This window comes from Niabella hirudinis (genome assembly GCF_051201075.1).
Taxonomy (GTDB): domain Bacteria; phylum Bacteroidota; class Bacteroidia; order Chitinophagales; family Chitinophagaceae; genus Niabella; species Niabella hirudinis.
Window position 1 is genome coordinate 23,363 of record NZ_JBPEHJ010000003.1, and the last position, 12,584, is coordinate 35,946.

11 protein-coding genes are annotated in these 12,584 nt (G+C 41.8%); 1 reads left to right on the forward strand and 10 read right to left on the reverse strand.

The window, feature by feature from the left end:
- The first annotated feature begins 38 nt into the window (after positions 1 to 38).
- A complete protein-coding gene (locus GGU45_RS06690) occupies positions 39 to 3,035 on the forward strand; it encodes a TrlF family AAA-like ATPase (RefSeq protein ID WP_435223173.1) in 2,997 nt (998 codons plus the stop codon).
- Between the two features lie 114 nt (positions 3,036 to 3,149).
- Here GGU45_RS06690 and GGU45_RS06695 read toward each other — a convergent pair whose 3' ends face one another.
- The 10 genes from GGU45_RS06695 to GGU45_RS06740 all read right to left on the reverse strand — a co-directional run bounded on the left by GGU45_RS06695 (position 3,150) and on the right by GGU45_RS06740 (position 12,577).
- Positions 3,150 to 5,123 (reverse strand): type IV secretory system conjugative DNA transfer family protein, encoded by a 1,974-nt coding sequence (locus GGU45_RS06695; RefSeq protein WP_435223175.1) that lies wholly within the window; start codon positions 5,121 to 5,123, stop codon positions 3,150 to 3,152.
- A gap of 53 nt (positions 5,124 to 5,176) precedes the next feature.
- Complete coding sequence (gene traN, locus GGU45_RS06700; protein WP_435223177.1) at positions 5,177 to 6,004, reverse strand: conjugative transposon protein TraN; 828 nt, start codon at positions 6,002 to 6,004, stop codon at positions 5,177 to 5,179.
- 18 nt (positions 6,005 to 6,022) lie between these two features.
- Entirely contained in the window at positions 6,023 to 7,384 is a 1,362-nt protein-coding gene (traM, locus tag GGU45_RS06705) for a conjugative transposon protein TraM (RefSeq protein ID WP_435223179.1), read from the reverse strand.
- Positions 7,362 to 7,787, reverse strand: coding sequence for a hypothetical protein (locus GGU45_RS06710; RefSeq protein ID WP_435223181.1), 426 nt, complete (start codon positions 7,785 to 7,787; stop codon positions 7,362 to 7,364). The genes traM and GGU45_RS06710 overlap by 23 nt, the downstream gene beginning before the upstream one ends.
- Positions 7,765 to 8,379 (reverse strand): conjugative transposon protein TraK, encoded by a 615-nt coding sequence (traK, locus tag GGU45_RS06715; RefSeq protein ID WP_435223183.1) that lies wholly within the window; start codon positions 8,377 to 8,379, stop codon positions 7,765 to 7,767. Before traK ends, GGU45_RS06710 begins: the two co-directional genes overlap by 23 nt.
- Before the next feature lie 66 nt (positions 8,380 to 8,445).
- On the reverse strand, positions 8,446 to 9,540 hold the full coding sequence (locus tag GGU45_RS06720; protein ID WP_435223185.1) for a TraJ family protein: 1,095 nt from the start codon (positions 9,538 to 9,540) through the stop codon (positions 8,446 to 8,448).
- 60 nt (positions 9,541 to 9,600) lie between these two features.
- The gene (locus GGU45_RS06725) at positions 9,601 to 10,380 is read right to left on the reverse strand and encodes a hypothetical protein (protein ID WP_435223187.1); all 780 of its coding nucleotides are present in this window, start codon (positions 10,378 to 10,380) and stop codon (positions 9,601 to 9,603) included.
- A 52-nt stretch (positions 10,381 to 10,432) separates the two neighbouring features.
- Positions 10,433 to 11,131 carry a hypothetical protein gene (locus GGU45_RS06730; RefSeq protein WP_435223189.1) on the reverse strand — a complete coding sequence of 233 codons (699 nt, stop codon included), beginning with the start codon at positions 11,129 to 11,131 and terminating at the stop codon, positions 10,433 to 10,435.
- Positions 11,132 to 11,135: 4 nt separating this feature from the next.
- On the reverse strand, positions 11,136 to 11,876 hold the full coding sequence (locus tag GGU45_RS06735) for a hypothetical protein (RefSeq protein WP_435223191.1): 741 nt from the start codon (positions 11,874 to 11,876) through the stop codon (positions 11,136 to 11,138).
- Positions 11,864 to 12,577, reverse strand: coding sequence for a hypothetical protein (locus GGU45_RS06740; protein WP_435223193.1), 714 nt, complete (start codon positions 12,575 to 12,577; stop codon positions 11,864 to 11,866). The genes GGU45_RS06735 and GGU45_RS06740 overlap by 13 nt, the downstream gene beginning before the upstream one ends.
- Between the last annotated feature and the right edge of the window lie 7 nt (positions 12,578 to 12,584).

Below are 12,584 nucleotides of genomic sequence, written 5' to 3' on the forward strand. Positions count from 1 at the left end.
TAGTTTATTTTTATCCATAGGATTTATAGAAAAATAATATGAAATTTCAAACCAAAGCACACACATCTAATCACCAAGCTAATTTGCAAGGTTCTATTTGGCATCGCTGGGAGCCACATATCCACACCCCCGGAACAATCATGAACGACATGTATTCTGGAAATGATCCTTGGGACGATTTTTTAAACAGGATTGAACAATCTGCGCCTCAAATAAAAGTGCTTGGCATAACCGATTATTACAGTATTGAAAGCTACGAAAAGACCTTACAAGCGAAAGCTACTGGCCGTCTTTCCGGGGTAGAACTTATATTTCCAAATATTGAATTACGTTTTCTTTTAGGCACAGCCAAAAATGTAGCCATAAATGGCCATTTACTTATTTCCCCTGAAGATCCTGAACATGTTGAACAAGCAAAAAGATTTTTGCAAAACCTGGACTACTCTGTAGGAAGAGAAAAATTCAGATGTCAAAAAGAAGATCTGACAAGATTAGGAAAATTTCATGATGATAAAATCATCGATGACGTAAAAGCATTAGAGGCAGGTACTAATCAGTTCAAGGTTATTTTTTCTCAATTGGAGTCGGCCTTTAAAGACAGTGCCTGGGCGAGAAAGAACATTCTTCTTGCCGTATCTGCTAATACTGGTGATGGAACTTCGGGCCTTAATAATGATGCAACCTTTAGCTCAATTAGACAGCATATTGAGCGAACATCTCAGATAATCTTTGCCGGAAGCGAAGCGCAAAGGAAATTTTGGTTAGGGCAGGGTCCGGCAAGCTTAGCTCAATTGGTCGAAAAATATAATGGCTGCAAGCCGTGTATTCATGGATCAGATGCACATACGAATGAAAAAGTAGGGCGCCCAGATTTAGACAGATATACTTGGATTAAAGGTGATCTTAAGTTTGAGTCACTACGCCAAATTTGTATAGAGCCGGCAGATCGCGTTATTGTTGGACCAGTACCGTCTAACAATCAAATTTCATCTAATATTATTGAAGAAGTTATTATTACCAATGCGGACTGGGTTACCCCTGACAACATCCAACTTAATTCAGGACTGGTGGCAATAATCGGAGCAAGAGGCTCTGGTAAGACGGCTTTAGCGGATCTTATTGCCGTTGGAGGTATGGCTATTTCATCACAATTGAGCGATGCTTCATTTATTAATCGTGCAAAAGAATATTTAGCAACTGTCGATATTGAATTGAAATGGCAAACAGGACGTTCAACGCACCAAGCAGTTGGCGAAGTTGAATTTGAAGATTTAATAGACAGCCCGCGTGTGCAATACCTGTCCCAACAGTTTGTCGACAAATTGTGTTCATCAGAAGGGATGACTGATGAACTCATGGATGAAATTGAGCGCGTGATATTTGTTTCTCACCCACAAGAAGACCGTCTTGGCTTTACAGATTTTCAAGAACTTCTATCGCAAAGAGCTGCAATTCCAAGACAAGAAAGAGAAAATCAGCAAGAAATTATTGAAACTTCTTCTCAAGAATTGAACGCAGAACGAATTAAGAAACTTAATCTTCCAGGGTTGCAGAAAAAATTCAAGGAAAAGGAGGCCCTGGTAAAAACAGATAAAGATAATCGTCAAAAGTTGATGATTACAGGTAATAATGTAAGATTGACCGAATTTCAAACTGTTTCTACTGCTCTCGATAAAGTAACTCTATTGTTGGAACAGGCTCAAAGAAAAAGGCAAGCACTTGGAGAACTTAAACAAGAGATCGATAAAGCACGGACTTCAACGTTTCCTAATTATACTAAAAAGCTGTCTTCAACATACAGTTCTACCGGACTTACAGCAACTCAATGGAAAAATTTTGAGGTCGATTTCAAAATTGATGTCTCAAAAATTGTAAATGAAGAAATTACCAACGCTGATAAAGCCGTATTAGAAATTAAAGGGGCCCCTTTGACAATTGCAAAATATGACGAAACTTCGCTTTTACCAACAGGAGTTGCATTAGAGAAAGTCGATTTTGAAACACTTACCCAAGAAGTTGCAAGATTAAAGCATTTAATTGGAATAGATAGCGAGAAAGGAAAACAATACACACGCCTTAGCGAAAGGATCATTAAGGAGGAGGCAGAACTTGAGAAAATAAAGAAGCAGATTGTTGACGCGAACGGCGTGGCAGACCGTTCAAAAGCTATTCAGGAAACAAGAAGAAAAGCTTATAATGAAGTATTCAAAGCTATTATCGAAGAAGAAAAGCAACTAACCGAACTCTATCGGCCTTTGATGAATAACCTTACAACCCAGAAAGGATCTTTATCTCAACTTACTTTTGAGGTTCAGCGTAGCGCAGATATCAGCGCTTGGGCTGCGGCAGGGGAGGAACTTCTTGACTTAAGGAAAAACGGACCCTTTAAAGGAAAAGGTACTCTTTTGAATCATGCTAACAATGAGCTTAAGAAAATTTGGGAAACAGGAACCACCGATGAGATTGCCAACGCAATAGCAAAATTTAGAACAAATCATGAACATTCTATTTTAGAACATGCTCAAGTCGAAAAAGCAGATCAAATTGGTTATGCCAACTGGTTAAACAAGGTCTCAAGTTGGCTATATTCTACAGACCATATTACAGTCAATTATAGTGTTCGGTATGACGGTGTTGATATTCGCCAGTTATCACCTGGAACCCGGGGTATTGTTCTATTATTGCTGTATCTGGCTATTGATAAAGAAGATGACAGACCTCTTATTATAGATCAGCCGGAAGAAAATTTAGATCCAAAATCTATATTTGACGAGTTGGTTCCTCTATTTAGAAAAGTAAAAAGCAGGCGGCAGATTATTATAGTCACACACAACGCCAACCTTGTTGTAAATACGGATGCAGATCAGGTTATCGTCGCGAATTGTGGCCACCATCGACCCAATCAGTTACCTAAAATTACATATACAAGTGGAGGACTGGAAAACCCGATTATTCGCCAGCAAGTGTGTTCTATTCTTGAAGGAGGAGAAGATGCGTTTAAAGAACGTGCGAAGCGACTTCGAGTAGCCCTCTAATATGCGGTATAGACGCAGAAGGCATTTTCTGCCATATAGTCTTATTTATAGATACGGAGCTAATGCACATAATGTAATTTAATTGGCCCCCTTCATATAGGACACCGTTAGCTATCAAAAACCTTCCACGTCCTCATACACCTTCTTTAAATTCTCCATCAGAAAATTTTCTTTTTCGTCCGGTCTTCCAAAATCATAAAACTTAGGCAGTGGTTGATATTCGGCTTTTTCCGCATTGATCTGCTTAAAATCCAGCTTAACCTTGCACTTAAAGGTATTGGTTTCAAAATTGCTATAGGTTTCCACATTGTCGCGGGAAACCATTGCTACCACTTCCCCAGTATTCTGATTAGCGATTTTAGATGCCGGTATTAGGGTGTCCATACGCTCGTTAATATTGAGCGCGGTTTTAGATCGGTCGATATTCAACCCTTGAGAAGTCTGCTTAATGCGCCCGAAAAGTTTCTCAAGCCAATCCAGTGTGTCTTTTGACCGCACGGCACCGCTTACAATTGTTCCCATCAGTGAACTGATTGTATTGGCAGTTTCCTTTCCCTGTTGCTGCTGTAGTTGCGCCAGATCCTGCAGTCCTAACATCACCGCCACTTTATTGCTCCGGGCAGTAGCGATCAGGTTATCCAATTTATGCAGGTATAAGGTAGGTTGCTCATCCACTACAATAGCGCATGGATTATTCCCCGGACTATTTACCAGCCGGATAATCCTTAGTAATATTGACGCAAAAAAGGCGCTGTTGATATTCTGGCTGTCAGGGGAGTTCGCCAAAACCAGTACAGACGGTGGATTAGAGATCTTCAGGTCAAAATCATTGGCTCCGAACACCCAGAATGTTTCTTTGGTGGCCAGCCGGGAAATATTAATCCGTACACTCCCGATCTGACCTTCCAGTTGCTCATGCGCCTTGTTTTTATGAGCGCTGGCAAAGGGAGCCACGAGGCTTTGTAATTCAGGCATTGTGAACAAATGCGCAAACAATTTCTCATAAGGCAAGCTGGTAAAGGCGAGTAAATGGGGGAGGCTGGAATATTTTCCCTCCTTGTATTTAGCTAGAAAGTAAATTGAAGCTGATAAGAAATTGATCGCGGACTGGGTAAAGAACTGCTCATTGCCAGAGGGACGGTCACCCTTTTTTAAGGCAGAAACGATCGCTTCAGCGGTTTCTCCGGCATCAGCGAGTGATTTTATATACCGTGTATCTAAGGGGTTAATACGCTCAGAATACTCAATGTCGTCCAGGTTAATCACATGGAACCTGTGGTTCCTTAAAGCGCCGCCTCTCTGATGATTTTTCAGGTAATGATAATATACCAGGGAAGCCAGTGTGGGATATTTAAAATCATAGACCAACATCGAAAACCCTCTGGCCAAGAATTGCCTGATAAAGGGTATGATAATACTCTCCGATTTTCCTGATCCCGGAACTCCAAGTACCATGCACCCGCGAAAAGGATTAATATTCATCCAGCCGTCCCGGACCTTCCCTTTATAATAAAATTGTATGGGAACATTAAACAGGTATTCAGTTTTTACGAGTTGGGTGTTTTGCATAAAGCTTTCCTCTTCCACATTCCAGACATCCTTTTTCAGCGTATTTTTAAAATGCTTGGTGAGATTGGAAAATGATATTTGAAGAAGGAAAGCCCCGAGAACGTAACAGCCGAAAGTGATGCCCTTAAACACCAACGATGGGGAGGCTGTGGCTCCGGTAGTTTTCAGACCTGCCCAGTAAAATAGAAAGGCGCTTCCTATAAAAAAAGCTACCCCTACAAGAAAAGGATAAACAAAATGTTTGTAGATGCTAAAGTGGATATTCTTCCTGGCTTTTGCCGTAAGGCTGATAACAACTATCAAAGCAAAAACGATAATATGTCCGAGTACAGCGTCCGTTAATACCGGAATCCGGTATAGTTTTTCATTGAGCCTCGCAAGAATAGGGTTGTCATTATAGGCAAATGAAAACAGGTGTACATAGATATCAGCAAAAATGAAGAGGTAAATAAATGTCTGGAAAAATCCGTAAAGCTTTAATTGTTGTTGATTTTCTTCCATAGCGCCCCCAGCCCCCAAAGGGGGTGTTTTGAGTTAGCAATAAATTAATGCCAGCTATTATCAGCAAAATGTCATAAGATAGTAGCGGTCAGTACCTGCTTGTAATCAATGTTTAGCAGTATTTTTCTGCCGCTTATTTGCTTTTCTGTAAGCTCAATACAGAGCACTTTGTCAGAAGGAAACGTAAACTTTTTAAAGCAATAGATATTACGATAATGCTTTTTTATTTGAAGGTTGCCATCGTCATAAAAACGGTATAAGGGTTCGATAGGCAATTGCTGGCTTACAGTGGCCTTGAGTATTTTTTCGTCCTTGATGGTAAATTTAATCTGATCAACATCCAATGTAAGCCCACTTTTGTTTTTAATACCGATGTCAAAGAGCAAATAATCGCCAACTATGAAAATATTGTTTACCCCAATCCTTAATTCGTAGGCTCTGGAATGCAGATCATAAACCTCCCGCTTTTTATTCATAGCACGTATAGCCAGCCCGTTAAAGTCTGCCTGGGTCAGGTAGCCCTGTTCTATAATAGGCACAGCTTCGATGGGGTTAATATTTACAATAAGTGCTTCCATGGCCGGATTGCCGGAAGAACAGGTAAATTCATAAACAGATAAAAAGGTTTTAGTAACCACAGTAACCGTAAACTGATCGCCCTCTTTTAGTTTTGAGGGTTTTATGCGACAAAGCTTTTTTTCAGCAATATCACCATCTACCTCAGCGCTGGAGATATCCACGTAGCTGATCGGCTCAGGGGAAATAATATGAACAGTATTACCAAGCCCGATTTTATATTTCAGGGCATTACTGCGGGTCAGGTGACCCGCAGTAATAGTTTGTGCAGGACTTTGGATTATTGTAAAAAGAAACGCAAATAGAATAGATAAAAATTTCATAGGGGAGATTTGAAAAGGTTAATTCCTTGAACGGAGATAAACGATATAATTGTATTTTAAAAAAGCTTTTTCTTTTTGTATGAGTTTGGACACAGAAGTGGATGCGCTCTGAAACACCTGGTTCACAAGGCCGGTTGTAACATTGGAGTTGTCTGAAGTCCGGACTTGTGACAGGCCTTGTGTGCCCTGTGTTCCGATTTCTTTGGTAAACTCGCGGAATGTAGATCCTGGTACATAGAGTCCCAGATAACCATCTATGTCAAAAACATCCAGCTGTACGGGTAGCGGAATATTATCGTTGAGTACCTGATTAATTGAAATATTCACCCTCTGTATCTGGAACCCGGTTACAATACCATAGAGATAAGTTCCCTGTGGTATTAACTTGCCGCCGACAAAGATGTCGCTCAGTAATCGAATACGCACACGGGAACCGGCAATAGCTTTTAGGTCTTGATCAATGATGGCTTTGATCTCATCCGCCGGTTTGGACGCGGACAGCGTATTGAAGGCATTAGTTTGCTGTAGCGTCCTGGATACTTTGAGTGGCCTAAAGCTACTATCCTTATCAGGATCGAAGCGCCCCTTATCAAAGTTATTGGTAAGTGTTTTACGCCGGCCGCCGGTAGCGGCGGGGTTGTCGCTCTGTTGATCGCTCACTGCTCCCTGTTTACCGGTATTTCCCTGCTGCATACTATCCAATAAATTCATCTGGTCCCGGAAAAGTTGCATTTGTTCATTATAGGAGTCCGTCTTGTTAACACGCTCCAGAGCCTTCCGCTCTGCGTTAAAAGTAACCCCATTAGCCACTTCCTGAGAAGACAAATCGCCCTGGTTAGGATAGGATTGCTTTCTATTGGTGCCCGCATAAATACCCGCCATCTGGCGATTAATATTTTGCTGACCTGTATTCAGCGCATTTTTGAGGCTATCCATTTTTTGAGTTGCTTGCAAACGGCGCAAGTCTTCAGCGCTATAAGCGGAAGAAAAACCATTGCCCTGAGTCAGGGGGTTGTTATCTATATTGTCCAGTGCTGAAGCATCTTTATTGTGCTGGTAGGCTTCAAGATAAGCGCCGAACTTATCTTTGATCCGGGCATCGGTAACTTCCGGAGATACCCCTGGCATATTAGGATTTATCTGGTTAGCAGGTATAGAATCTTTCTGGACGGCCATCGGCTGTGTCCCACCTCCCCAATTATGGAATATGTAATAGAATAGCAGGATAAATGGCAGTAGGATCAGCGGGATGATGTATTTGGGTTGCTTGAAGCCCCGCCCCAGTACCCTCCCGGCTGCTCCCAAAGGGGGAGGAGGCCCGACGGGGGGCACTGGAATTTGAGATTTGCTATTTGCTTCACTTTGTAGTGTCTTTTCCATGCGTTGCTTTTTTTATCTTATCAAAAAATAAAGGATCCAGTTTTTCAATTTTATCAATCAGTCTCAGTAGGACTGCAGTGTCAGCGGTTGTCCGATGCTCTTTGCCTGCGAGCCAGGAAAGCGTATCCTGTATCGCCTTCATTGTGCGGTAGTTTTCAAAGCTGAACGGAATTCCCATATCCGAGCGGTCGCTGCTGTCTGTTATTTGAGACCGGACATTTGAAAAAGAATAGGACACCGATTTAAAATCTCCTGAAAAAATCAGCATTAAAGCAACATTGATGGCTACCACGCTGAGCATCACCGTAACAGAGACCTTTGGATACTTTAGCAGCAGGCTTTTAAATTGCCGCCAGGGCTGGAATACTAACCAGCCTGTTTTAGAAGAGTTTTTTTGTTTCATTGATCAGGTCTTTATTTTCAATAGTTTTCCAATTCGTGATCAGCACCCCGTGGCTATTATTGGTAGTACGGGGAATGTCCTGCAAGCCGCCCTCTGTCACCAGGCTGCGAATCGTGATCATTGATGGCCGCTCAATTTTCTGTTTACCATAGAACATCCATTTTTTTGTATTCAAATCCAGCCGAATACTATCCATTGTGCAGGTAACGACACTGGAGGTAGAAACAAGGTTAGTGTAATATCCTTTCTCCTTAAGGGTATTATATTGTGCGATGCCGGATGCATCGATCAGGTACATGGCTTTATCCATTTGCCTCTTGATGTATTCATCATCGGGGGGCATAGAGAAGAAGAAATCGTGGAATGCTGCTACACTGGCTTTATATTCCGCTTCGCGGTTGTCCTCCATATTGGTTTTGGTTGCAATAAGCGGTACATTATTATCCAGTACATAGATCTGACTTCGCTCCCTGGCAATCATCCGGGAAGCAAAAGCTAGTGAGACGCCACAAATAATAATGGCCATGACAAAACTGCCGATACTCACAATAAAGGCCAGTTTGATTTTCGATTCGATGTTTTTAATAAGCATTGTATGGAAGTTAAAAAGTTTATAGCCTGCCAAACGGCAGTCAAGATTTAATATATTGAAGAGTTTCTACCGTCGGGTAATACCAGAAGTAACCGTCGATACGCCCGAGGAAACCACAGCAGCTCCGGTGCGAACTCCGGCCCTGGCGGTATTTACCGCTGTCCCAAAGAAGGCGCTGCCCGCCCCGGCCGTTTGTATGATCCAGGTAGTGATTACCGGTACACTGACAATACCGCCGAGGGCCACTACAATGGCGATCAGCATAAAACCAATAAAACTGTCTGAACGGTTGACGGCTTTTATGAATAGCTCCTTATAATCTTTAACGGCCAGTATCTGCGTTAGCCGGTCGATCTCCTGGTGCAGGCCATACATGATAATCGCCATGGCGATATTTAAAACAATAAAGCCGATAAAAGTGTAGAAACTGACACTAATGTAGCGGGCCGTCCAAGTAACCCAGCTATCCTTAAACGCTCCAGAAATGCTAAACGCGAAGGATAATGGCCCCAGGATTACCAGCACATGGAGCAGGATCAGCTCGATAAAGAAAATACAGTAACATACACCCTTAAAGATGCCAAGCACAATCCATACAATAAAGTTTTGCAGCCAGATAGAAACTTTTATCCAAAATAGCTTTTCATACACCGTAATGCTGGCAGACATATTCAGCAGCGCTTCCCGGGTACCCAGGGATACCGCATTTTTTACTTCCGACCATTCTGAATTATCCGCATCCGCATCATAATACAATTTGCGTATCTCGTTGGTGTTTTCCAGAACGGTGTTAAACAGCTCATCCACTAACTGGGCTTTGCGGTCATATAGTTCCTGTGTCAATTGAGCATTGGCCTGGAACTGGGTTTTTGCGGCATTTCCGGCCGCTTTGCCAGGAGCATCTGCCAGGGAAGTATATAGTCCAAAATTAACAATCACCATTGTAATAACAAATGGCCGGAAAAGCGGCATTACTTCCAGTTTTCCTTCCCCGATAATCATGGAATAGGCGCGTACCGAAAGATATACCAGCGATAAGACGGCTGCTACGCTGTGTGCCACCCCTGCAATGGGTGAAGCCGGTAGCGCAGATTTAATGCCGTCTATCAAGGCGAGTATGTTTTCATCCCAAAAGGGGTTGAGGCTGTCGAGTAGTGTCATAGGTTATAAGCGGCCCCTAAATCCCCCAAGGGGGACTTTGAAAACCGGTGTTTAATGAATTTAAAATTTATAGGTGCCCAGGATATGCTTTACTATTTCTTTATCCTTGTTAAAGACGGGTATTTCCCCAGTCTGCTTTAACTGTTTATGCGTTGGAAATTTGGAAAGCTGTACCTGTCCTGCCATGTACTTGCTGATCACTTTGTATTTTTCATCCAGCTCCTTGTAAATTTTTATATAGGCTTCGAGCCTTACACCCTTATCTACAAACGCTTCATGATTTGCTTTCACCCGGTCTTTGGCAATATCAAGGTATTCCAGGAATTTTTTAAAGTATGCGGATTTCATGCAGGCATCATATGCGGTCGGATACTCCCGTTGTATGCCTGACAGAAATTCATTAAAAGCGGTGTAGATGTGCTCAAATTTCTTTTTAAAATAAAGACTGTAAGCAGCATCTGCAGTTCCTCCACTCATGTTCAGGTAAGTAACCGCGTGCGTATTGCGTATTTTTTCCGTTGTGTCAGTAATTTTATTATCAGACAACTCCTGTATATTGAGATCGGCGTAATTTTTAATAAATGGGCCACCATTTAGGCGGTACGGTCGTCGGTCTTCCCCTGTATAATATTTATTGTTCAAAACCCTCCAGAAAGCAAAACCTTTTGCATTAAGCGGAATACCTAGAATGGTTTTAGTCGATGGTTCCCAATCATCCCATTTAATAAATACCATACGTTTGAGCTGCCCATTATTGGGTTTGTCCTGAACAATATCATAGGTAAATTGGGCGCTTCCGCTAATCCCTCCCAAAAGGAGAGGAACAAGAAGGCTTGCCACAAATGATATTTTTTTGTACTTGAAGAGAGTGTTTTTCATAGGGCGTAAGGTTTTAAAAGAGTTTAATTTTTCGGATAATGTCCTGGACTAGTGTTTTGTCAATATTGTAAAAAGTGGAAGCCGGGATGACTTTATCAATGGCGTCCTGCAGGTTGTGGAGCTGGTATTGATTCAGGATGGACTGGCTTAAGCTATGCAGAATGCTGATCTCATTATAGACATCATAAACAAACTGGTGCCTTCGAACCGGATCAATCAGGATTATTTCATCGCTACTTAGCACGATGTCTTTCAAATAGCTGCTCAGGTTTAATATCCGCATATAAAATACCTGGTAGATGTCTTCAACCAAAGGAAGCATATAGGGTTTGCCAGCAGCCAATTGAACTGACTTCTGAAGATTATCGAATATGCCGGGGATTTTTTTGGAGATGGCAACCATCGTTTTGCCATCCTTAACCGCGCTGCTCACATTTGAAAGCGTATTAAATATTTTTCGTTGCACTTCCTCTACCACTGTCAAATAAGCCAGCGTCTTCCCCCGGTCATTTTTAATGTCGTTCAATTTATTTGCGTAAGTGTGGTTCCAGGCTACCTTGTATGCTGTGTTTTCTATTTGAGTAAACGGCAGGTCTGTGTGGAAAACCCAGGTAACAAATTGTGCGTGGACCTGAAATCCTATTCCTCCCAAGAGGAGCGGAGTAGAGAATACCATTATTCGCAATAGCTTTTTTAGTATCGGAAGTTTCATGGGCTCAGAAATTTTTAATGTCATTTATTATCTCCTGTACTTTTTCCTTATCTCTGTTGAAGAATTCATAAGGCTTTGTATTCTTATACGTTTGAGCAAATTCAACCTGCCTCATTCGCTGGTACAAACTGTAGCACTTTGCCCTCAATATAGCAACCAGCGTATTAAGCTCTCTAAAAATGGTTTCTCTTGATGACACCTGCATCTTATTAATATCTCCATAGGACATTATAATAAGTATGATGAATCGTACCATATCAGAGGCAGACTGATATACATCAGATTGTTTTTGGTAGAACCACCCGGCTGCATACGGATATCTATACAATATTCTTAAGGATTTCTCCTGGTATTCTACCATTTCATCCATGGATTGATAAATGTTATACAGTGTGGTGATATCGGCTGCCACGATAAAAGCCTGAGTAAGGTGTTTATCTATTTTATCGACAATTTTTTTTAGCTGGTCCTGCGTATTTTTCCATTTGACAACTGTTGCATGTGAAATTAACTGGTTATCTAATGCTTGCTGGTTATCCTTGTAATTGGTCTTGTTTTGTTCTACCAATATTTGGGTTAATACCATATCCCAATACTTTGTTTGGCTATATCCTCTAACCCCACTTAAAAGGAGGGGAATTAAGCACCCAACTGCAATGAGTTTGCTACTTCTATACTGTGAAAGCTTGTTCGCAATAAATTTCAAGTCAAAAATCATAAATCCGAAATTTTCTAGTGTTTCCACCTGCTTAAAACGTCTTTTACAATTTGGGCATCCCGGTTCACAAAACTGCCGAACGGATTCAGCGTTTTAATAATACCGTTCATCACAGCATAACGAACTTTGTAATAGGAGGATACAGCATAGGCCTGTATGACACGAAGGCTTTCCAGAACCTGATTTAAGAGTAGCGTTCGTTCTCCTGCGTTCATCAGCAGTTTTTCATCACCGGTCTTGAGTATCAGTTGCTGTATCTGATTATAGTATTCTATGGCCTTGATGACCATTTCCCGTTGATATTTCAGCGCAAATATGAGGGCCAGTGGTTGTTTACGCGCTTCCTCCAACATACGCTTCTCTAGGTCGTAGATTTCCGCTACCAGCTTTCCCGCTTCATAGATCTGCCAGGCATTATTAACGGTGGAGCTAACGTAAAGCAACCCATTATAAATTTTCTTCTGCCAGTTATTAATAAACTCAGTGGTAGCTACTGTAGCTGTCTGCAGGGCTTCAATGGCCCGTTGCTTATCCTTGATCTTGTCATAAGAATTATTTTCCACGATAGCGCTTGCTCCTGTAATAGCTGCCAATACCGGGTCAATTACGACTTTTTGGGCTTGCAGGGTATTTATCAAAACACCCGGCAGCAACATTAAGGTGAGTAGGCAGCAGGTAGGCAGCAGGACCCGAAGCCAGATCCTGCGCGTTCCTGCGTTATGATTCATAGGTAGA

What these genes read in the sequence shown, in the direction of transcription:
- GGU45_RS06690 (WP_435223173.1), top strand. Translation starts at nt 39, where the DNA reads ATGAAATTTCAAACCAAAGCACACACATCTAATCACCAAGCTAATTTG.
- traN (WP_435223177.1), bottom strand. Translation starts at nt 6,004, where the DNA reads ATGAAATTTTTATCTATTCTATTTGCGTTTCTTTTTACAATAATCCAA.
- traM (WP_435223179.1), bottom strand. Translation starts at nt 7,384, where the DNA reads ATGGAAAAGACACTACAAAGTGAAGCAAATAGCAAATCTCAAATTCCA.
- GGU45_RS06710 (WP_435223181.1), bottom strand. Translation starts at nt 7,787, where the DNA reads ATGAAACAAAAAAACTCTTCTAAAACAGGCTGGTTAGTATTCCAGCCC.
- traK (WP_435223183.1), bottom strand. Translation starts at nt 8,379, where the DNA reads ATGCTTATTAAAAACATCGAATCGAAAATCAAACTGGCCTTTATTGTG.
- GGU45_RS06720 (WP_435223185.1), bottom strand. Translation starts at nt 9,540, where the DNA reads ATGACACTACTCGACAGCCTCAACCCCTTTTGGGATGAAAACATACTC.
- GGU45_RS06730 (WP_435223189.1), bottom strand. Translation starts at nt 11,131, where the DNA reads ATGAAACTTCCGATACTAAAAAAGCTATTGCGAATAATGGTATTCTCT.
- GGU45_RS06740 (WP_435223193.1), bottom strand. Translation starts at nt 12,577, where the DNA reads ATGAATCATAACGCAGGAACGCGCAGGATCTGGCTTCGGGTCCTGCTG.